The sequence below is a fragment of the Bradyrhizobium sp. 141 genome (assembly GCF_023074055.1).
In the GTDB taxonomy this organism is placed as follows: Bacteria; Pseudomonadota; Alphaproteobacteria; order Rhizobiales; family Xanthobacteraceae; genus Bradyrhizobium.
In genome coordinates, this window is the sequence record NZ_JADPKR010000094.1 from 1 (window position 1) to 20,427 (window position 20,427).

A 20,427-nucleotide genomic window follows, 5' to 3' on the forward strand; every position below is an offset into this window, starting at 1 on the left:
GGCCAGCTCCGACGAGACGAGCGCTACCAGCAAAGCCCGCCGTGCTAAGGGGTCAAAATTGGACGCCGATGAGGGGTCAAATTTGCAAGCCGATTGACAGCTGTTCGGCGGCTTTCCGAAATTCTGCAGCTTCCTCGATGAGCCCCTGACTGAACGAGGCGGACTGCTTGATGCGGCGACGCATGCCAAAATATCCTCGAGATCGGCCATTGGCGGAACTCTTGACGCCCCAACGCAGACGTTCAATTTAGGTCCCGAGTGAGGAACAGAGTGCCGGCGGGTCTTTGAATGACGTGATGTCAAACCTGGTCGTTCTGCAGTGGTCTGCGGGGAATTTGCTGCCCTCCGAAAAACCTCCAGGCTGGAGCCGATGTGGTCTCTACTCCGGCCGATGCAATCGGCTTGATGTAGAGCAGTCGGAAGTCAGTTTAATCGGATGTCATAGCGACGTTTGAGCCGGTCGCTTGTCGTCTTTGCGGCGTATTGAACGCGCGCAAGATCGCAGCCTTCCTGTGCGACGACATGCAGCTTCCAGTCTGTGGTGCCGAGTCGGTAATCTGGCTCGAACTCAACTTCGATGGAGACAACCCTTTCTGTGCCTGGAAAACTCCGGATCTCTTGCAGCGCAATTCGCTCAAGCTCGTCCTTCGAAACCGGTGATCTCGACACCGTTCGCTCCTAAGGGGTGGAGGCGGCAGTTTAAGCCGCTCGACTACTCAATGCAGTCATGATCTCGACGTTCCCCCGAGGGGCGCATCGCGATCCTCCAAGCTCGCGCCGATCTTATGGGCTGATCAGGGCATTTCGTATCGGGAACGGCGAGAGAAAATCGGACGCTGGGTGGGGACGAGCTCAAGCCTCGCGGACGAAAATTGGACTGGCAACCAAGAAGTTGGGCGATGCGAGGATCACTTTGGCAACGAATGCCACAGGTCGGGGACGATTTCTAACGCGTTTTAGAGCATCGACGACAGACGCTTCCATCTGTTTCTCGAAATTCTCATACCTCTCTCTCTTTGCTGGGAAAGTCGGATTAATTTCGTCGCTCGTTTCTGCCATGAACTTGATTTCGTAGTAGTCGATCGTGTGGTTCGCGTCCTGTTTCGCCGCACCAATCAAACTCGACGACGAACCTATTAATGCAACGCTTTTCGAGCCGACGATGCCGCCAAAAAACGCGATCTCTGCCGCGTAATCCGCGACGCGGCCGAATGAGAGGTTGGCAGTATCATCGACATACGCTTTCGGGGCGGCAATCGTACCGCACTCCCCTCCCGCGAGAATTTGGTTTCTGATTTCTTCCGCCTTTGCGTAGATCGACTTCTTCCCGGCGTCGCTATCCACCGATGCTTCAAAAAATGGCATCTTCAGTTTTATGGCAGCTTTGATTTTGCTGAAGCGCGTCACTCCAATCTGGCTGTGAAGCATGCCCACCTTGGTTTCGGAAATGTACAGGTAGTATTTCATCGGCAGCCTCATTTGTTTGTCAAAATGCGCCGAGCGGATGCTCATCGAGTTCGGGTCGCGCTAGAAACGGGCGATTCGGCGGACAGCGCGGCAGGTCCGTTACGGGCCATGAGCCGAACTTCCGCACCGGCCGTTTAGCTCCCGTTAGTGTTTGGTGATGCAGAGCTGACACGTGTCCAACCGTGTAGGGCGCTATGAAACGCGCAAAACAGACTTTGGCTTTAGTTGGCTCGGTGCTGTCGATGTCTGTCATCGCAAGCGCAACTTACTTTCTGTTTTGGCATAAGAGCCTGACGGCAATTCTTTCCTTTGTGTCTATCGTCCCCGTCTTTCTAATTATCGCCCTCGGCCTTCTGAAATTAGCTCGCGATAGGTGAGCGCACCGCCGTATATCCGCTCTGGGTCACAAGCGTTCTTCGAACGCATGCCTCCTGGAAGCGGACGTTGCAACCGTCGGAGCGAAGCCCGTTGCGGGCCAGAAGACGACTTGGAATGATATCCTCGGAGATCGGTGAAGAGCGTGGCTGGCTAACCGTTCACTCCCTTCAGGTTTGCAGGACCTCAAAAACCACGGCGACCCGTCTTCTTATTTCGTCCTCGATTTCTTTGAGCAGCTGGAGGAGGTTGGGGCCGTCCATTTCCTCACGCGCCGCCCGCTTATAGCGCTCCAGGATCGTCAGCTCGGTCGTCGAAAGAGGCCCAGCCCCGATTTCCATGCGCGTTTCCCATTCCAAAGGTTCGTGGCCTCTACTCTAGCTCATCGTCCCAAACGTGTTTGCGGCGCGACTGGCATTGGAAGTATCGGACGTTTCGATCATTGTGGGGATCAAACACCTTGAGGACAACGACCAACACGCCCGAACACCGAGGACAAGAAGGTCTGGGCGACGCGGTCCGCGATGTGGCGAGCTCGGTCATCAGGCATGCATACGTTGAATCGAGACCGGGCCGCATTGTCCTGGGTTAGTAAATCAGGCCTGATCTTTGTCCGGCCGCGCGGCTTCCCGAGGAATGTTGACGGCAGTGGCTGCCTCAACAGCTCCATACTGCGTGCGATTAGCTCGCGGGTTCGGGCGATCAGCTCGATGTCACGCGAGGCGAGACGCCGCCGCAAATCATTATGGTCATTGTTGATCGACTTGGACATCAGCCGCTCCTCTGCCTAGCAGGCAGGAGCGCGGCGCGTCTCTCAGCCACCGACGCCTACGGGCAAAGCCTCGGCCGGTGATACGCAGACCGTGCGCTTATCTTTCGCGGATAGCCAGCTAATTAAATCGGGCTATGCAAGATCCAGCTATGTGAAGGCTGGAACATGTCGGGCTGCGTGACGCTCTCTACGTGCGAAAGCGCGGTTAATCGGCCCCGGTCGCTAACTGGCGGCCTTGCTCTTTGTCTTCTTGGTAGCCTCTGACCTCTGTGCGCACCATGTAGCTAGCGAGCAAAGCGCGGCGGCATTCGGTGCGGATCAATTCGCCATTCAGATCGAGGGCGTCTCGCTCGTCCCGCAGTTTGCGGGCTTCTTGGATGGCAAGTTCGGCACGACAGAGCAGCGCATCTGGCATTGGCAAAAAATGCACGTGCTAAACAAAGGTTGCATTTGCATAGGTTAGGGATGATCCGACAACGAGCCCTCGTCTTTCACCGCCCGGGTCAGCAATTGCTGAGAACGCCAGAGCATTTCGCTTGCGATGGCGAGGCGTTCGGCCGTCTCTGATCGTGCCAAGAGACACTTGGACTGAAGCTGCTCCAGCTCGCCCGCGATCATTCGATGAAGAATATCCGGGAGGGGAAACGCGGTCATAGGAACCATCCTTGGTTCCTACAAAACGCTGTTCCCCGCGGCCGGTTCCCCCACCCAAAGTAAGGCCGCAGGCGCTGCGTTGAAACAGAACCTGCGGCCGGTGCCTCGACGTTCCGCACGATCGGCGGGGCACGCCACGTTGCTAGCATAATGGACGGCTAGCATGTACTGGCGGGCCCCATTGATCAGGGATCTGGCCTCAAAGTCGCTTGGCGAGCGCGACAACCGGTGTGGCTTTGGTGCCGCCTCGGAGCCGGCTAGGAATCCGGTCACGAGCTGCATAGCCAGCCGCAGAATCGAGAGCGCGTCTTCGGGCGCCTCCGGCAGGGCGGACACGATTTGGACAGCGTGGCGGCAATGCCAGAGCTCCTCTTTCATGCCATTGCCCCGTGCTGCCAACTCTGCGAGCCGACTTGGTCGAGCAAGCTGTCAAGGTCACCTATGCCTGTCGTCCGGCTCCCGGCCATCGTACTCCTGCTCGGTGTCGTCCGTGCAGCCAACCGCCCAGCGCTCCTGGTTGCTGCTGTTGGTCGAACCGAGCGACGGCTCCTGGTCGCCCGCAGCGCCTTCGTCCTCGCACTGCTCCTCCAACTCGGTGATGACGTAGATATCGGAGGCGTCGAGGAAGGCGATCAACCGCTCGATTTCGGCCTGAGGGCGGTTTGGCGGCGCCGCTCTTGGCGAGCGAGGCGGATCGTTGGCACAAAGTCGGATCCCGGCAAGGATCGCCCCGCCATCGTCCTGGTGCCAAACGCAGCCCGGCAAGGCTGTTTGACGGGAGTTCTCACGCTCCGCCTGTCATCTCACCTGATTAACAAATCCATCCCCTTCAGGGGCGAGTGCGCTGGAACGTTTGGTGCCGCGGCGCGTCCTGAAGAGGCATCGATCCTGTTGCCTGTGGATCGACCGATGGACACAGTAGTTGCCTATGCGATCTCGGCCTTTATCGTCGGCTTTGGCATCGGGATCTTCATTGCCGGTCTAAACTCTGGCGCGCCAGCTTTCTGGGCCTGCGTCGCCCTGATACCCGTTGCGATCGGGCTCCTGAGCGCTTTCGGTCCCAAATAAGAAATCCATCCCCTTCAGGCGCGCTTCGGTGCGCCCGGGACTGTTGGGACCGTTGACCCCACGTGCCTAATCCGAATTGCCTACTGCCCTAATGCGCGCCCCCCCGGCTGATCGACACCGGCAGAGAAACGGCCCCAGCAAAATCACGATGGTGCTGGGGCCGCTGAAGTGCCTGGCGGTAATGGAAACGCCAAGGTGGTTTGAGCCTAGGAAAAACCGGCAATCAGTTCTGTCCGCTTTTGCACACACCGGGTATAGTTCCCGTTTGGGAACGGACCGACCGCAATGAAAGACATGCAGGCTCAGTTGGAAAAGCTCCGCAGGGATGCGGCGGAGTGCGCCCTCATCCGCGATTTGGCCAGCGATGCTAAGAAGCGAGAACTCTTCAGCCGGCTGGCGGATCACCTAAGCGTGCTCGCCGCCGAAGTCGAGCGTGCGATTGCGGAGGGTGTGAAGAGCAAAGGATGACTGGGGGGCGGCCTTTCGAAGATCCGATAGACCTAGGCGGGTCTCCCAAGCTGGTGACGCTGCTAGACGTCGGCGAGTGCAGGAAAGGTCCGCCAGAAAGCGGCCGCCAATTGGCGCGGCCTTAGTTCATCTTCCGGCGGAGCTTCCGGATGATCTCTCGCAAGTCGTTGGCGTACTCCTCAACGATCCGCCGTGCCTCCTCCACGAGAGTGGCTCGGCCTCTTTCTCCTCGCTCTGTTCCTCGGGTTTGGTCATGGCCCGATGGTGCAACTAGCTTTAAAGAAGCCCGTTGACTTAAATCAAGGCCTTACTCCGTTTACCGCAACCCCGGTGAGTAAGCCAATCGCTGAGATGGGCGCCGGTCTCAGCTAAGCGTGCCCTTCTAAGAAGCCCCTCGCGCTCACTACCCGCAGGCAATTGGTCAGCCAGTGCTTTCAGTGGGCGGCCTGTTCGGCCAATCGTTCTTCAAGGGTTCGAGTTTGCTTCACCCTTCGGCGGCGCTGTGTCATGGCGCGTTCCTCAGCCGTTTACGAGGACTCCGCAACGGTATTAGGCAGGTTCAGTTCCTAACATGAAACGAGGCCACGCCTCGGGAGCCAGGCCTGCGTCGCTCAGTGCTCAGAAGGCCTCTCCCTTTGGGCTTTGCGCGCCATCTCCATCCACTCTCCTGCGAGCTTCAACCAAGCCTCCTTGTCGACCTCCCACGTGGCCTTCCGAGCCTCGTCTAGGCAGTCCTGCGCTTGCTGAACGTATCTTGCAAAATCAACTTCGCTCATCGCGATCAATGCGGCCGCGAAAGGAAGGTGCCTGCAAAAGTAAGCCGCAGGCGCGCTGGCTTGAGACAGATCCCGCGGCCGGTGCCGCGACGAACCGCGCCAGCATCGCGACATGCAGGACGCGCAATGCCAAGTGCCCCTTGGCTCGATCCCAAACCGCTGAACGCCTCGCGATCGCAGGCGAAATGTTCTTTCGTTGGCGAGTGAGAGTTAGCCCCCTCGATTGCCGCCTACACGCCGCACCAGGGGTATCTTACGAGGAACGACTCTCCGGCCGGGGAGATTAGGATTTCGGTCTGTGGCGCGATCTAGACGCGTCATCCACCCGGGACGGTCCGTCGTCAGACGCGCGTTTGGCGATGGGCCGGCTCTCGCAAGCCCACCGCAGCCTCTTCCCTAGGAACTGGTAGCAAGTAACTGGATTGGTGCTGTGCTCCGGCTCAAAGCCCCCCTTGGGGCCGGAGCGTTCCAACGGCCCCAGCCGCCGCCAAACGCTGGGGCCTTTTTTTTGCGCCGAATTGCGGCCGAGGAGGACCCGAAGTTGCTAGGTCACAGGCTCTTGCCTGGACTTAGAAGGCGCACATAGGTGCCGCTCTCGTGCAGCTCGAGCAAGCCTTGCTGGACAGCGTGCTTGATCCCCGCGCCGAACTCCGCGCCGCTGCCCTTCAGCGTGTAGAGGAAAGGTGCGTTGATTTTCTCAATATGAATGCGGCCGTCCTGGGCCGGCTCGATGCTGGCGGTGAGCTGAACCAACTGACGCGCTGCGGTTTCAGGATCTGAATAGGGTCGTTGGGCCGTGAACCTTGTCATGCTCTACCGCTCTTCGGTCGGATGCACCCATTTATAGGGCGTGATCTGCCTTGTCTCGGTCAACTTGATCATGCGGGCCGGGGCGCGTAGCGTGGCGTGCGGCACGATCGACATTTCAGGGAAGCTTCCAACTTCCAGAGCGGGGTGTCTCGAGGTCGGCGAATGGCCTCCAGTGGCAGGCTGGCGCGTGTCTTACAGCGGGAGCACTCGACTTCCAGCCAGGCAAGCCGTCCGTTAAGACATTGGCCGATCGTTGGAGAGGGTTGGGCAGGACCGCCGTAGCCCTCCATGCGAACGGACCAGGCGTCGGCCTCCGCCCGGTCTGCCTCACGGGTGGCCTGCTGGGCACGCTCACGCGCTCCCTTAGCATGGATCTTTGCACCCATGATCCGGCCGCCCCAGATGACCTCTCGCGACTTGGTGCTCATGCCAGATAGATTCCGGCGAATGGATCAAGAGGCAAGCCGCTAGCCCTATCTACCTACCGTCCCGTCGCCGCCAAAAGGTTGGTCAAGCATCGATGGACGTCCTAAGATCAAGTTTTGAAAAACCGAAATAATCACTTGCTCCGTCGGGCAAAACGGTGGTTCATAAGACGCTGGCTCTAACCAGAGGACCAGCCATGGCGGATGAAGCCGAAGCTTCTAACGAGTTGTCCAAGATCGCTAAGCTCAACGGTGACTTCAGGAGGAACTACGGAACCCTTCTGGGGGCGTTCCTGTACCTGAGATCGATCAGTGCCGCGCGCGGGCGCTCTTGGCTATGGGGCGGCCTGTTTTCCGTCGTCTGCTCGGCCGTGCTAGGATGACTGAGCAAGCACGGTTTCTCGTTGCTCTGGTGACTGCATCAAGCGGAAGTGAGCCCCTTTATAGCGGAGGCGCACATGACCAACGCCGTGATCATTCGCCCTGCGTCTGATCTGCTATCACCCTCAAGCGCGGGACGGGCCGCCCAATACGTGCGGATGTCGACGGACCATCAGCGCTACTCTACGCAGATCCAAGCCGCCGCGATTGCCGTGTATGCCGCGCAGCATGAGCTCGTGATTGTTCGCACCTATGGGGACGAAGGCCGAAGCGGTCTTCGCATCCAGCGTCGCGAGGGGTTGATCGAGCTAATTGATGACGTCCGTAGCGGCCGCGCGGATTTCGATCATATCCTCGTCTATGACGTGAGCCGATGGGGAAGATTTCAGGACGTCGATGAAAGCGCATACTACGAGTTCACTTGCCGGCAGGCAGGGATCAAGGTTTGCTACTGTGCGGAGGAGTTCGATAACAACGGCAGCGTCATCGCAAGCATCGTGAAAAATATCAAACGGGTGATGGCGGCCGAATATTCACGAGAGCTCTCGGTCAAGGTCCATGCTGGCGCCTGCCGCGTCGCCAGTCTCGGGTTCAAGCAGGGTGGCCCTGCGGGGTATGGCCTCCAGCGCGAACTGCTCGATGAAAACGGGCGCTCAAAGGGGATATTGCTGAAAGGCCAACGCAAGCATCTACAGACGGACCGGGTCGTGATCCGGCCGGGGGCGGAGAACGAGCAGCGTATCGTAGCTCGCATCTTTCGGGAATTTGTCGTTCATGGCCGTTCGCGAGGATCCGTTGTTCGCTGGCTGAACAATGAGGAAATCCCCAACCACAGAACGAAGCCGTGGTCACTTGCCATAGTCCGTCAGGTCTTGAGTAACGAGACCTACATTGGCAATAGCGTCTATAATCGAATGTCAGTCCGGTTGAGGCAGGCGAAGAAGAGGGATCCACCGGAGCTATGGATTCGAGCCACTGGTCTTTTCGAGCCGATCGTTGACAAGAGCATATTCCTTAAAGCCCAGAATCTGTTGGAGGAAAAACAAGGCAGGTGGTCGAATGAACTGCTTCTTAGGAAGTTGCGGGAGACGTTGTCGGCGAATGGGAAGCTGAGCGCCTCGATTCTGGCTGGTACGGAAAATGTGCCGAGCCCCGCACTTTACGCACACCGTTTCGGAAGCCTGAGGGAGGCCTTTCGCCGTGTCGGATACGTTGATTCTGAGCGGAGTTACGATTACGCCGACGCGCGAAAGCTATCAAAAGCTGAGCTATCGAGACAGGTAGAAACTCTGGTCACTCATATCACGGCGCGTGGTGTCACCGCAGTCTTTGATGCCGAAACTGGAGTGATGACGGTTGCAGGCAAGCTCGCGATCTCGGTACGGATGGCGCGGTATTACGTCGGGAGATGCCACGCGCCATGCTGGTTCGTCCATCGGCGCACGATCGAACCAGCCGGACTGATTCTTGCGCTACGATTGGATGATAAGACAAACAGGGAGGTCGTTGACTACTTCCTCATACCTTTGAGCGAAATGGCCAAGCATGTAATTGGGCTAACGGCGACGTCCCGCTCTCGCTATGCAGTCTATCGCTGCCCCACGATAAGCGATGTGCTGCGGGTCACGATGGAGAAGGTCGCGGCATCGTTGAGGTGACGGGCTGGGGGCGCCGGTGTTCATTACAAGTCCGCGCGCCGGCAATCGCCAGATATCCGATGGGAGTAGTTGAGGCACCTGCCATGGTGGGGCGCTCGAAGGAGCTTGCGACTGACAAGCTGAAGTTTTTCGAGCGCATTGAAGAGGCGGCCGAATGGCTTGGCGGGGTCCACCTTGTCCATTCAAATGGAGCTATACAATACGTCCGGAATCCACTGGAAACCGTCGAGACGCTGTGCTCCGTCGGCCCAACAAAATTGGTCTGGCAGCGCGTGCTCATCGGCGCGGAGACTAGGTGCGAGGTTCAGACATCATTCCTAAATGACAACGGCCCAGGGACATCGCTGGCTTCCAAGGAGAAGCTCGTCAAGTACGGGCGAACTTGGATATCTCGAAAGAGAATTCGTTCACGCTCATCAAGGCTATCGCATTGTGCAGCGAGGGCCAGATCCGGATGAGCGGGGACGGAGCAATTCAAGTTCGAGCGCTGCTAACTGTGCAGTTCACGCAGCTACAAAGAAATGAGGGTGTTCTCGGCGCGGTCGCATGCGGCCATTGTTGATGACCAATCCGCCGTGTTGATGCAGTGCCCTTCGGCGTCCTTCAGGCACCTTGCTCTCCCGGCTTGCCTAGGATCCGCCGATCGGCCAATCGGAGGAGTGTCGGCCGCTCGCTAAGGGCTCGCGTAGGGAGAGCCATACTTCTCGCAAGTTTGCGCTACGCAGTTGTCCGGGGCGCAATCGGCTTTCAGAGCGCTAGCGGACCAAGGGCGAGTATGTGACCCCATGGCGGACTTGCGGTGCTATTGTTTGCCAGGGGAGGATCATCCCTCCGGTCCGGGAATGAAGCAGCGCCACAAAGGAGTCATTCTTCCATCGGCGTAGGACGGCCACCACCAAACCATCGACCTGCCGCTGAGGTTCTGCCGGTTGAGCACGACAGAGTTTGGCACGTCAAACCACTGCCCGGGTTCGTTGGGCCGATGCGGATGTTTCAGAAGGACTCTATAGCCATTTTTTGCCATATCCCACTCGGCCTCCGCATATTGGCCGTCCCCACCATCACAGCACGGCTCACCTGCCTTGTTCTTAAGACTTTTGAACCAAGCGTTCAGTTCTGGTCGCATCAGGTCATGTGAATAGGCTGTGTTGATGCCGAAAAATGTGACCGTACACAATCCCACCGTGCGCGCTACGATCAACCGACAAAGATGCGCCGGGCGTCCATTGGAACTGGTCATGGAAACCTCCGTTTCCCCACCCGTTTGCGTGGGCCGCGCGGTTCTATTGGGAGCCAGACACCGCGCGACGCCCGCGACTTACCGCGAAGGCTCGATCGCCATAACCGGGGAGAGTACCAGCGCTGTGATCGCTCGGCCGCCGCTGGTGCTCTGCTCGTCGCGTGCTCCTTGGCGCGGCGCCAGAACCGGGCCTGACAGGCCGGCCGTGGACGTGTCTTGTCGCGCATTGGCGGGACCCACTGCCGCGAACTGATGCGGCGTGATCGGAAAACCCATAACTTCATACGTCGGCAGTTCTGCAGCGTTGGCTCCGATTGTGCCCATCATGAAGGCTGCGGCGGCTGCGATCGACAAGCGGTTCCACATGGTGATCTCCATTGGTGTTAGTGGGCCCTGACCTCGCACGCAGACTACTTGCCGGTCGCAATGGACCTGTCGGCCCGAGCGTGATAAATTCGCAAAATCGTCGGACCGGGTGCTTTTTGCATCCTGAGCCTAGGGCCGGCGGATATGGCGAAGGCAAACCTCGCACTTCTCGGCGGTTTCCGGCTCCAGATGGAGGACACCGGAGAGCCCATCCCGTTGGTCACCAAAAAGACGACAGCCCTGCTGGCCTATATGGCGCTGCACGAGGGGGAGGCACAGGCCCGGCCCAAGCTTGCGGCGCTGCTGTGGGGCGACCACATCGAGGCGCAGGCCCGCGACAGCCTTCGCCAGGCGCTGAGCCTTTTGCGCAAGGCATTGTCATACGCCTGTCCGGGCGCGTTGATTGCTCACGAGGATACGATCGGTCTCGCGCCAGCCGCTCTCACGATCGATGCAAGGACATTCGAGGATCTCATCAGGAAATCGGGTGTCGAGAATCTGGAGCGGGCTATCGAACTCTACCGTGGTGAATTCCTTGAGGGCTTTCAGGTAGCGGCACCGGAATTTGAAAGCTGGGCAGCGACGGAGCGTCAGCGGTTCCGTCAACTTGCCTTAGATGGTATGGCAAGACTGCTCGATCATCACCTCTCTGCAGGTGCGCTCGAACGTGGCATTCACATCGCAACACGCCTGCTTGCCGCAGATCCTCTGCAAGAAGTGGTTCATTGCACCCTGATGAAGCTATATGCCCAGCAGGGCAGACGGGGCGCGGCGCTCCGCCAATATCGCACTTGTGTCGAACTCCTCTCCAGAGAATTGGGCATCGAGCCCGATGCGCAAACCAAAACACTTCACCGCGACCTCCTGCGAGAGTGGAATCGTACACAGCTCAACTCCTCCGTGGTGCGCAGCGCAGTGCCACAGGGACCTGCCAGCGTGAGCAGCGATGGATCGCCACCCGCGGACGTTTTGGACAAAAGCATTTCCTCGTCGATGCACGCGATTGCTGCGCCTGGTAATCTACCTGCCGAGACAACGAGCTTTCTCGGGCGTGACAGGGATATCGCCAAGGCCGGCGGCATCCTGTCCAGCGCGCGGCTGGTGACGCTGACGGGTCCCGGCGGGATCGGCAAGACACGACTTGCACTGCGGCTTGCGGCACAGATGCATCGAGATTATGCAGACGGCACGTGGCTGGTGGAGCTTGCCGCATTCGATGATCCCAATGCGATCGGTCATGCTATCGCCGATGTCTTCGGCATTGCGCAGCAGGCCGGCAAGACCATTGAGCAAAGCGTCGCCCATTCGCTGTCGAGACGAAGCTTGCTTCTCATTCTCGATAATTGCGAGCACTTGATCGATGCGATAGCCGCTCTTGCACGGCAGATTCTGTCGGCATGCCCACACGTCAGCCTGCTGGCGACCAGTAGAGAGACGCTGATGATAGAGGGCGAGCGAACCTACCCGCTGGCGCCACTCGAGTGCGGCGGCGGAGTTGAAGCACCGGCCGTGGAGTTGTTCGTGGAGCGCGCGCGATGCGCGGAACCACGCTTCGAGCTCAATGGTGACGCCGAAACGGTGCTCGAAATATGCCGCCGCCTCGATGGCATCCCCTTAGCCATCGAACTCGCAGCTGCCCGAACGCGCGCAATGAGTCCCGCTCAGATACGCGATCGCCTGCATGAACGCTTCCACCTGCTCACCAACGGGTCGCGACGCGTCCTGAAGCGGCATCAGACGCTGCGCCACGCCGTGGAATGGTCGTATGACCTGTTATCGTCGTCTGAGCAGGCCCTCCTTTCGCGCGCGTCGGTGTTCTCCGGAGGTTTCGGGCTGGAAGCTGCCGAGTGCGTTTGCAGCGGCGGCGACATCGCTACCCCGGACGTTCTGCTTATCCTGGACTCGTTGGTGCGGAAATCGCTGCTCGGTACCAGACGAGTCGGGAATGCTGTCCGATACAGCCAGCTCGAAACGATTAGACAGTTTGCCGAGGAGCGGCTCGCGGTGCTGGGCGAAAGGGAGGCCGTTCGCGATCGTCATGCGCAATTTTTCGCGCAGGCAGCAGAGACGCACCACAGAGTTTGGCGAAGCCCGCAGCAACTGATGGCCTACGCCTGGCTCGATCAGGAGATCGACAACCTGCGGGGGGCGTTTCGGTGGGCGAGTAGTCAAGATAATATCGACGTCGCGGCCCGCATTGCGTCGAGGATTCCGGGCATGGCAGTACTCCGGGTGCGCAGCGAGCCTCTCAATTGGCCGACAGAGATCGTCGATGCAGTTCGTCGTGCCGATCATCGCCGGCTCGGAGCCGTGCTAACCTATGCAGCGATCCGGACGTGGAACCTGGGAAATGTTCAAGAGGCGACGCGCTACGCCGAGGAAGCGATAGCGCTGATCGGCAACGCCAACTTTGATCCGCCGGTATGGGCGTTCGCGGTTCTAGCCATGATCGAGTCCCGACAGGGCAATGCCGAAAGAGCGGTCAGATTTGCGCGGGCCGGCGCCGAGCACCCAGCTGACCAGCGCGAGCGGCAATGCCTCGCCACGCTTCCTTTCTATCTGGCAATGGCCGGCGCGCATGAAGAGGCGATGGCGATCGCCGACGACATTTTGGAAAAGGTTGCGGCCACAAGAACGCCAAGTTCGCTCGTTGCTGCGCTGTTTTCCCAAGGAAGAGCCTTCAGCAAAGCCAACCCAGTACGTGCCTTGGATGCGCTCGAGAAGGCGCTGGCTCATGCGAGGACATCTGGCAACCGTTACTGGGAGATCGTCATCATACCGGCCGTCGCGGAGCTGCAGGTGCGGAACGGTGATCCGGGCAAGACGTTACGATCGCTCCCCCAAATGCTCGAAATCTGGGGGCAATCAAACGAAATTGGGCTTGCGACCCTCACCACTGCTACCCTGATTCTCCTGTTTGAGCGACTTGGCCATCCGACGGCTGCGGCCACGCTCAGCGGTGCCCTCTCGCAAATGATCCCGTCCAGCAGTTTTTTCCCGGAGCTACCTGACACCGTCGCCCGCATCCGCCGCGTGCTGGGCGATCCCTCCTTTGAGCAGGCGAAAAGGCACGGTGCGGGAATGACCCATCGCGAAGTGGTTGATTATGCGTCCAATCAGGTCCGGCACGCATTAAATGTAATGGGTGCGTCCACTGCGGCCTCGTGATGGAATTGATCCCGAAGGGTGCGGCAGGCGTGACTGACGATTGCTCGCAGGGCGTCGGATTTGATGATGTAGAAAGAAGTGACGAGGGCACGTCTGAATAAGCCGAAGCGAAGCAAGGTAGCCTTCTAGCGAGGTCAGCTTCTGGCCCTTTTGGGAGGTGGCTGCTAACCTCGCGTGCGTCCGATTGTCGGTGCAGACCGGAAGTGCGCGGGCAGTAGTCCAAACGGCGCTTTGGCCCATTGTCACTCTCGCTAATGCCCGATTTGCGACGCAAATGCGCCCGCACTGAGTGCGACAATCATTGAGGCGTGATATTCTGCATCCCGTCGTCCTCAAGCAGCCATGAGGAACGAATGAAGCGGCGGGAGTTCATAGCGGCTACTGCGGCGGTGCTCGTTTCGCCCCAGAGTTTGTGGGCACAGAGGAAGCCTCGTCGCATTGGCTTTCTTGCGGTCGGTGATGGGAGCGGGCGGGCCCTTAATCAAGCCGAGCGTGTATTCCTTGATGGGCTGCGACACCACGGCTGGGTAGGTGGAAATCTGATTATCGAATTGCGCTTTTCTCATCCTCCCCATCAACTGCCAGCTTCAGTCGCCGACCTGATCGCCCTCAATCCCGATGTGCTAATCGCCGCGGGACCTCAAGCGGCCCTAGCCCTGAAATCGGCAACTGCCACCATTCCAATTGTATTCGTCGCTGTGCTGACCCCGTCCGCCTCGGCCTCGTTCAAAGCCTATCGCGACCGGGGGTAACATAACGGGTATTACGACCAACGTACCCGAAGATTTTTCGGTAAACGTATCGAAATCCTTCGCGAACTTATTCCCGGCGCCTCGAGAATCGCGATCTTGGTCAATCCAAAGAACCCAATGCTCTACTTAGTGGAAGAGACACGCAGCAAGGCGCGGAAGCTCGGCATAGTGCTGCTGACAGTTGAAGCGGCCACGGCCGAGGAACTTGACATCGCCTTTGCTTCGGCTTCTGCCCAGAACGCCGATGCGATAATTGATTTCGGTGATCCGCTCACCTATGTCGAGGCGCCGCGAATAATCGCACTCGCGGCGAAGCATCGTCTGCCCGCAAACTACTTGTTTCGAGTCTACGCCAATGGCGGAATTGTCGATCTACGGCGCGGATACAGCCGATCTATTCCGCCGTGCAGGCAATTTGGTCGATAGGATACTCAGAGGCACCAAACCTGTCGACCTACCGGTAGAGCGGCCGACGAAATTCGAGCTTGTGATCAACATGAAGACCGCCAAGGCGCTTGGCCTCACCGTGCCGCCCTCACTACTCGTCCGCGCCGATGAGGTGATCGAATAATGTCTTGCTAGGGTCCATGACTCCCTGCCGGGACCAACGAAGATTTGGCTGGATCCGCAAAGACCATGCCAGCGGAGTGCAACCTGGTTTCACGCAGAGAGCGCTGTAGGACTATCGGGTGGGTGGCACCTTCCATCCATAGGACTGGCGCGGGATCTGGCCAGTAACGTCGACGTCCTTTTCGTCAGAGAGGCGCCAGGCCGCCACTCCGAAGCAGACGGTCAGTACCACGGCTGTTGTTAGCAGCAGCATCGATAGAAACTGGCTCAAATCAACACCCCTGAACGCGACGCATGGGCGAGCGACCATGGAACGTCGATTCGGAAAATGCAGATGCGTTGACCTAACGGTGGAATTTCCCCAAGCTTCTGCTGCGGCCGGCGAACTTAAGTGCTGGAGGGGACCATTAGTGCTGGCGCGAACCGTTCCGAGAATGTTGCGGCCTTCGCATCCCGCGCTGCAGAAACGGCGGCCGAAATAAACGATGAAAATCCGATCGTTGCCAGAGCTACGAGCACTACGCCGAAAATCAGGCTACGCATCTAACCCTCCTTCAGGGCCGATCATCGTTTCTCAATATGGGATCGCATTGTTTCAACACCGCTTCGTGCGGCGACCAAAATGGCTTCGTGTGCGCGGCGTGCGCACCGAGAGATCAAAATGAAGCCAGTCATGATCATTGCGAGCGTACGTTCTGAAGAGCAGGGCCCCGGTCGCAGCACACCATTCTATGGGTTGAATACGAGCGGCGAAAAACAGCCTCAATCATCGGACGTGGGCAATCCTTCCGCGGTCATGACCTGCTGTGCGCAACCCGGCCGGTCCGCGAGATCGCACTTTCAATAGAGCCGCCATCACGGAACGCCGTTTCGCGGAGAGTGCAAACCCGGAAAGATTTGGTCTCAAATCCCGTTCATGTTGGGCGCGGCGTCCAAGCACTCCCGGCGCGACGACTGCCGCCGATCCGCACACGCGTAGGATTCTGCGGGTCTCGCAACTGCGTTCTGCACGTCAAAAAAGTATCAGTTGCACATTGAAATGGTGGTGGCGTGCCTGGGTACCGGTCGCTACTCTTCCGACGAGAGGAAGCGCTGAGCAAATTCAGCCAATAAGGGAACAGGGGCGGATCATTGCAAGCCGCACCGGCCCGAAGGGAGCGGACATGGAACCGGACCTGGAAGTTGTCCAGATACGGCGCGGCGAGTCATTCAAGGCGTGGTCACACGGCTACCCGTTCCATACGGTCCGCTGGCATTTCCACCCCGAATACGAGCTCCATCAGGTTGTAGCCACCTGCGGTCGCTATTTCGTCGGCGACTTTATCGGCGAGTTCGAGCCGGGCAATCTCGTCCTTACCGGCCCCAACCTGCCGCACAATTGGGTGAGTGATCTGCCGGCGGGGAGTACCATTCCGCTGCGGGGACGCGTCCTCCAGTTCAGCGAAGAATTTGTAGGCGACCTGATAAAGGTCATGCCTGAGCTTTCTGGCCTTGCCTCGCTGCTCGAATTCTCCCGCCGCGGCGCGCTTTTCACCCGCAGCGCGAGCGACAAGATCGCCCCGCTCATGGAGGAGATCGTGACGGCGAACGGCGTGCGTCGGATCGAGCTGTTCCTGACGATCTTGGGAACACTCTGCCGCGCCCGAAATGCGCGCCCGCTCTCCAGCCCGAATTATATGCCCGACCCGTCTGGTTATATGTCTGCGGGCATGAACAAGGCGCTCGCCTTCATCCGGCAGAACCTGACGCAGTCTTTCGGTGAAGCCGACCTCGCGGCAATCGCAGGCCAGTCGCAGAGCGCGTTCTCGCGCTCCTTCCGCCGGCACACAGGCATGTCGCTGGTGCAATACGTCAAGCGGCTTCGCATCAACCTCGCCTGCCAGATCCTGATGAGCGACGAGCAGGCGTCCATCACCGACATCTGCTTCGAGGTCGGCTTCAACAATCTCTCCAATTTCAACCGGCAGTTTTTGGCCGAGAAAGGCATGCCGCCTTCGCGCTTCAGGCGATTGCTCGCGCAAAACAGCAACACGGCACGCGCTGCCTAGTCGGCGAAAAAGAAGAGGAGGACGAACAACGGGACGAAGAACGTGGGCATGCCGATGGCAGCCCGCGACAGGAATCGCTTGTCCAGGAATTCCGCGCGACTTCGCAGCACCGGCACTCATCACCGCCGGGGACGGGAGCGGCGATGACTCATCTTAGGGATCAACCACAGCACTCCAGTTCTGGAAAGGAAAGTCCGAATGAAAAGGTTCTCCTCGAAAAAGACGGGCACATTGGCCTTGGCTTTGTCGCTGCTCGGTACAACGGCCATGTTCTCGCAGGCCGCGGAAGTGAAGGACGCGACCGTTGCCTTCCTGATGCCGGACCAGGCTTCCACCCGCTACGAACAACATGACTATCCGGGTTTCGCCGCGGAGATGAAGAAGCTCTGCGAGAGCTGCAAGGTGATCTACCAGAACGCCAGCGCGGATGCTGCGCGGCAGCAGCAGCAATTCAACTCGGCGATCTCGCAGGGCGCCAAGGTGATCGTGCTCGATCCCGTCGACTCGACCGCCGCGGCCTCCCTGGTCAAGATGGCACAATCGCAAGGCATCAAGGTCATTGCCTATGACCGGCCGGTCCCGGACGCCAAGGTCGATTTCTACGTGTCCTTCGACAATCAAGCCATCGGCAAGGCCATCTCCGAATCGCTCGTTAAGCATCTCAAGGCCACCAACGTGACGGCGAAGGAGGGTGAGGGCGTGCTTGAAATCAATGGATCGCCGACCGATGCCGCGGCAGGACTCATCAAGAAGGGTATCCACGAGGGCCTTGATAAGAGCGGCTATCCCATTCTCGCCGAATACGACACGCCGGACTGGGCGCCGCCGAAGGCGCAGCAATGGGCGAGCGGCCAGGTCACGCGCTTCGGCAAGAAAATCCTCGGCGTCGTGGCCGCCAATGACGGCACGGGCGGTGGGGCAATTGCCGCTTTCAAGGCCGCAGGTGTCGATCCGGTGCCGCCGGTCACGGGCAACGATGCGACGATCGCCGCGCTCCAGCTCGTCATCGCTGGCGATCAGTACAACACGATCTCCAAGCCCAGTGAGATCGTGGCTGCTGCGGCTGCCCAAACGGCGGTGAAGTTCCTCTCCGGTGAGACGCCCAAGGCGGAAACCACGCTATTCAATGCGCCATCGAAGCTGTTCGTGCCGGCGGTTGTCACGCAGGAGAACCTGAAGGCGGAGATCATCGACAAGAAGATCCAGACGGCTGACCAGCTCTGCACGGGCCGATATGCCGCCGGCTGCAAGAAACTTGGCATCACGCAGTAAACTGCGTCCGTCCCGGCCGCTCGGCCGGCCGGGACGAACGTCGAGAGGGCGGACAGGACATGACAACGATCCCGGATGTCGATCAGGCGCAGGGCGGACCGCGCGAGCCGGTCTTGAGTCTTCGCGGAATTTCCAAGCATTTTGGCGCCGTGTCCGCCCTGACCAACGTTGATCTCGACGTGCATGCCGGCGAGGTCGTAGCGCTTGTGGGTGACAACGGCGCTGGAAAATCCACACTGGTGAAGATCCTTGCCGGCGTGCATCAACCGACCTCCGGGACGATTGCCTTCGGCGGCGAACATGTCGTCCTGTCCGATCCATCCACCGCACTCGGCCTCGGCATCGCAACTGTTTTCCAGGATCTGGCGCTCTGCGAGAATCTCGATGTGGTCGCAAATATCTTCCTCGGCCGCGAGCTCAATCCGCTGCGGCTCGACGAGGTCTCCATGGAGCTTCGCGCCTGGACCTTGCTCAACGAATTGTCGGCGCGGATCCCGAGCGTGCGAGAGCCCGTTGCGTCGCTGTCCGGTGGACAGCGCCAAACCGTGGCGATCGCCCGTTCACTGCTCACTGAACCGAAGCTCATCCTGCTCGACGAGCCCACCGCCGCGCTTGGCGTCGCCCAGACCGCCGAGGTGCTCGACCTCGTCGAGCGCGTTCGCGCCCGCGGCCTCGGCGTCATCATGATCAGCCACAACATGGAGGACGTCCGCGCGGTCGCCGACCGGATCGTGGTGCTGCGCCTCGGCCGCAATAACGGCGAATTCGAGCCTGACGTCTCCAATCAGGATCTCGTCACGGCCATTACCGGTGCGGATGAAAACTCGGTCTCGCGGCGCGCCAACCGGCGCCGCGCCCATCAGTCGCCGGAGCTTGGGCGATGACCGACGATACGCAACAGGTTTCGACGGCGCGGCTGCTCGACCGCAGTGACGAACGGGTCAAGCACGCGGACACGCTTGGAAACACGATCCGCGCTTTTGTGGACCGTGTGCGGTCGGGCGACCTCGGTTCGCTGCCGGTGGTCGTCGGGCTCGTTGTCATCTGCACGGCATTCGAGAGTCTCAACCCGGTTTTTCTCGCGCCGAACAATCTGGTCAATCTGCTGTTCGATTGCTCGACGGTGGGCGTGATCTCGCTGGGCATCGTCTGCATCCTGATGGTCGGCGAGATCGATCTCTCGGTCGGCTCGGTGAGCGGGTTTGCATCGGCGCTGGTCGGCGTGCTCTGGGTCGGGCAGGATTGGCCGGTCGCCGTGGCGATCGTCACGGCGCTGATGCTGGGCGCTGCCATCGGCGCGCTCTATGCGTTTTTGTTCAATCGCCTGGGGATGCCGAGCTTCGTTTCGACGCTGGCTGGGCTGCTGGCGTGGCTCGGCCTGCAGCTGTATCTGCTCGGCTCATCCGGTTCGATCAACCTTCCGTACGGATCGCCGCTGGTCAATTTCGGGCAGATGCTCGTCATGCCTCCGATCGTGTCCTATGTGCTGGCGGCGGTTGCGAGCCTGGTGATGTTCGTGACCAGCTACCGCACGGCGGCGCGCCGACGGCAGGCGGGGCTATCGGCCAGTTCGCTCGGCCGCATGGTGCTGAAGGCGCTGCTGGTCACCATCGTGCTCGAATTCGTCGTCTATTATCTCAATCTCGGACGCGGCATTCCCTGGATGTTCGGTCTGTTCGTCGGCCTGTGCGTGGTCATGAACTACGCGTTGACGCGGACCAAATGGGGCCGCTCGATGTCTGCCGTCGGCGGCAATCGCGAGGCGGCGCGCCGCGCCGGCATCAACGTCCGCCGGGTCTATTTGTCCGCGTTCGTGCTGTGCTCCACGCTGGCAGCTGCCGGTGGCGTATTGGCCGCAGCGCGGCTGGCATCGTCCAGCCAGCAGGCCGGGACCGGGGATGTGAACCTCAACGCGATCGCCGCTGCGGTCATCGGCGGCACGAGCCTGTTCGGCGGCCGCGGCAGCGCCTATTCCGCACTGCTCGGCGTCATCGTCATCCAGTCCATTGCGAGCGGCCTCACGCTGCTCGATCTCTCCTCGTCGCTACGGTACATGATTACGGGCGCGGTCCTTGCCATTGCGGTCATCGTCGATTCGCTGGCAAGGCGCTCACGCCTCTCCCATGGCCGAGCTTGAATAACGCTCACAAGAAAAGG

At 59.7% G+C, this 20,427-nt stretch carries 20 protein-coding genes and 3 pseudogenes; 12 read left to right on the forward strand and 11 right to left on the reverse strand.

Going from position 1 to position 20,427, the window contains the following annotated elements; translation table 11 throughout:
- Positions 1 to 97 (forward strand): annotated as a pseudogene (locus tag IVA81_RS40735) (IS21-like element helper ATPase IstB); the annotation flags it as partial.
- A gap of 326 nt (positions 98 to 423) precedes the next feature.
- Here the strand turns inward: IVA81_RS40735 and IVA81_RS27470 are convergent.
- The 7 genes from IVA81_RS27470 to IVA81_RS27500 form a co-directional block, all read right to left on the reverse strand.
- Complete coding sequence (locus IVA81_RS27470) at positions 424 to 669, reverse strand: hypothetical protein (RefSeq protein WP_247323806.1); 246 nt, start codon at positions 667 to 669, stop codon at positions 424 to 426.
- 183 nt (positions 670 to 852) lie between these two features.
- Entirely contained in the window at positions 853 to 1,467 is a 615-nt protein-coding gene (locus IVA81_RS27475) for an SAVMC3_10250 family protein (protein ID WP_247323808.1), read from the reverse strand.
- Positions 1,468 to 2,012: 545 nt separating this feature from the next.
- The gene (locus IVA81_RS27480) at positions 2,013 to 2,183 is read right to left on the reverse strand and encodes a hypothetical protein (protein ID WP_247323810.1); all 171 of its coding nucleotides are present in this window, start codon (positions 2,181 to 2,183) and stop codon (positions 2,013 to 2,015) included.
- 110 nt (positions 2,184 to 2,293) lie between these two features.
- Complete coding sequence (locus IVA81_RS27485) at positions 2,294 to 2,614, reverse strand: hypothetical protein (protein ID WP_247323812.1); 321 nt, start codon at positions 2,612 to 2,614, stop codon at positions 2,294 to 2,296.
- 205 nt (positions 2,615 to 2,819) lie between these two features.
- The gene (locus IVA81_RS27490) at positions 2,820 to 3,029 is read right to left on the reverse strand and encodes a hypothetical protein (RefSeq protein ID WP_247323815.1); all 210 of its coding nucleotides are present in this window, start codon (positions 3,027 to 3,029) and stop codon (positions 2,820 to 2,822) included.
- Between the two features lie 44 nt (positions 3,030 to 3,073).
- Complete coding sequence (locus IVA81_RS27495) at positions 3,074 to 3,268, reverse strand: hypothetical protein (RefSeq protein ID WP_247323817.1); 195 nt, start codon at positions 3,266 to 3,268, stop codon at positions 3,074 to 3,076.
- Positions 3,269 to 3,703: 435 nt separating this feature from the next.
- Positions 3,704 to 3,904, reverse strand: a complete 201-nt coding sequence (locus tag IVA81_RS27500; RefSeq protein WP_247323819.1) for a hypothetical protein — start codon at positions 3,902 to 3,904, stop codon at positions 3,704 to 3,706.
- Between the two features lie 273 nt (positions 3,905 to 4,177).
- Here IVA81_RS27500 and IVA81_RS27505 point away from each other — a divergent pair, with 273 nt between their 5' ends.
- Together IVA81_RS27505 and IVA81_RS27510 are read left to right on the forward strand one after the other, a co-directional pair.
- Entirely contained in the window at positions 4,178 to 4,336 is a 159-nt protein-coding gene (locus IVA81_RS27505; RefSeq protein WP_247004662.1) for a hypothetical protein, read from the forward strand.
- 285 nt (positions 4,337 to 4,621) lie between these two features.
- A complete protein-coding gene (locus IVA81_RS27510) occupies positions 4,622 to 4,804 on the forward strand; it encodes a hypothetical protein (protein ID WP_247323820.1) in 183 nt (60 codons plus the stop codon).
- Positions 4,805 to 6,129: 1,325 nt separating this feature from the next.
- Here the strand turns inward: IVA81_RS27510 and IVA81_RS27520 are convergent.
- Both IVA81_RS27520 and IVA81_RS27525 read right to left on the reverse strand, forming a co-directional pair.
- Positions 6,130 to 6,390, reverse strand: a complete 261-nt coding sequence (locus tag IVA81_RS27520) for a hypothetical protein (protein ID WP_247323822.1) — start codon at positions 6,388 to 6,390, stop codon at positions 6,130 to 6,132.
- A 3-nt stretch (positions 6,391 to 6,393) separates the two neighbouring features.
- Positions 6,394 to 6,818, reverse strand: a pseudogene (locus IVA81_RS27525) (hypothetical protein).
- A 194-nt stretch (positions 6,819 to 7,012) separates the two neighbouring features.
- On the opposite strand from IVA81_RS27525, the gene IVA81_RS27530 reads away from it, so the two are divergent.
- Complete coding sequence (locus tag IVA81_RS27530; protein ID WP_247323824.1) at positions 7,013 to 7,198, forward strand: hypothetical protein; 186 nt, start codon at positions 7,013 to 7,015, stop codon at positions 7,196 to 7,198.
- A gap of 75 nt (positions 7,199 to 7,273) precedes the next feature.
- Complete coding sequence (locus tag IVA81_RS27535) at positions 7,274 to 8,854, forward strand: recombinase family protein (protein WP_247323827.1); 1,581 nt, start codon at positions 7,274 to 7,276, stop codon at positions 8,852 to 8,854.
- Between the two features lie 823 nt (positions 8,855 to 9,677).
- Here the strand turns inward: IVA81_RS27535 and IVA81_RS27540 are convergent.
- Positions 9,678 to 10,094: a hypothetical protein gene (locus IVA81_RS27540; RefSeq protein WP_247323828.1), complete on the reverse strand. Its 417-nt coding sequence runs from the start codon at positions 10,092 to 10,094 to the stop codon at positions 9,678 to 9,680.
- Between the two features lie 78 nt (positions 10,095 to 10,172).
- Entirely contained in the window at positions 10,173 to 10,460 is a 288-nt protein-coding gene (locus tag IVA81_RS27545) for a hypothetical protein (protein WP_247323830.1), read from the reverse strand.
- Between the two features lie 144 nt (positions 10,461 to 10,604).
- Between IVA81_RS27545 and IVA81_RS27550 the strand changes: the two genes are divergently transcribed.
- From IVA81_RS27550 to IVA81_RS27575, 7 genes and pseudogenes are all read left to right on the forward strand, one after another.
- Positions 10,605 to 13,628, forward strand: a complete 3,024-nt coding sequence (locus IVA81_RS27550) for a BTAD domain-containing putative transcriptional regulator (protein ID WP_247323832.1) — start codon at positions 10,605 to 10,607, stop codon at positions 13,626 to 13,628.
- Between the two features lie 353 nt (positions 13,629 to 13,981).
- Positions 13,982 to 14,806, forward strand: a pseudogene (locus tag IVA81_RS27555) (ABC transporter substrate-binding protein).
- Positions 14,736 to 14,951, forward strand: coding sequence for an ABC transporter substrate binding protein (locus tag IVA81_RS40420; protein ID WP_253075492.1), 216 nt, complete (start codon positions 14,736 to 14,738; stop codon positions 14,949 to 14,951). Before IVA81_RS27555 ends, IVA81_RS40420 begins: the two are co-directional and overlap by 71 nt.
- A 1,162-nt stretch (positions 14,952 to 16,113) precedes the next feature.
- Positions 16,114 to 16,998: an AraC family transcriptional regulator gene (locus tag IVA81_RS27560; protein WP_247323834.1), complete on the forward strand. Its 885-nt coding sequence runs from the start codon at positions 16,114 to 16,116 to the stop codon at positions 16,996 to 16,998.
- A 198-nt stretch (positions 16,999 to 17,196) separates the two neighbouring features.
- Entirely contained in the window at positions 17,197 to 18,270 is a 1,074-nt protein-coding gene (locus IVA81_RS27565) for a sugar ABC transporter substrate-binding protein (RefSeq protein ID WP_247323836.1), read from the forward strand.
- A 59-nt stretch (positions 18,271 to 18,329) separates the two neighbouring features.
- Entirely contained in the window at positions 18,330 to 19,154 is an 825-nt protein-coding gene (locus tag IVA81_RS27570; protein ID WP_247323838.1) for an ATP-binding cassette domain-containing protein, read from the forward strand.
- Positions 19,151 to 20,407 carry a sugar ABC transporter permease gene (locus IVA81_RS27575; protein WP_247323840.1) on the forward strand — a complete coding sequence of 419 codons (1,257 nt, stop codon included), beginning with the start codon at positions 19,151 to 19,153 and terminating at the stop codon, positions 20,405 to 20,407. The genes IVA81_RS27570 and IVA81_RS27575 overlap by 4 nt, the downstream gene beginning before the upstream one ends.
- Positions 20,408 to 20,427 lie beyond the last annotated feature (20 nt).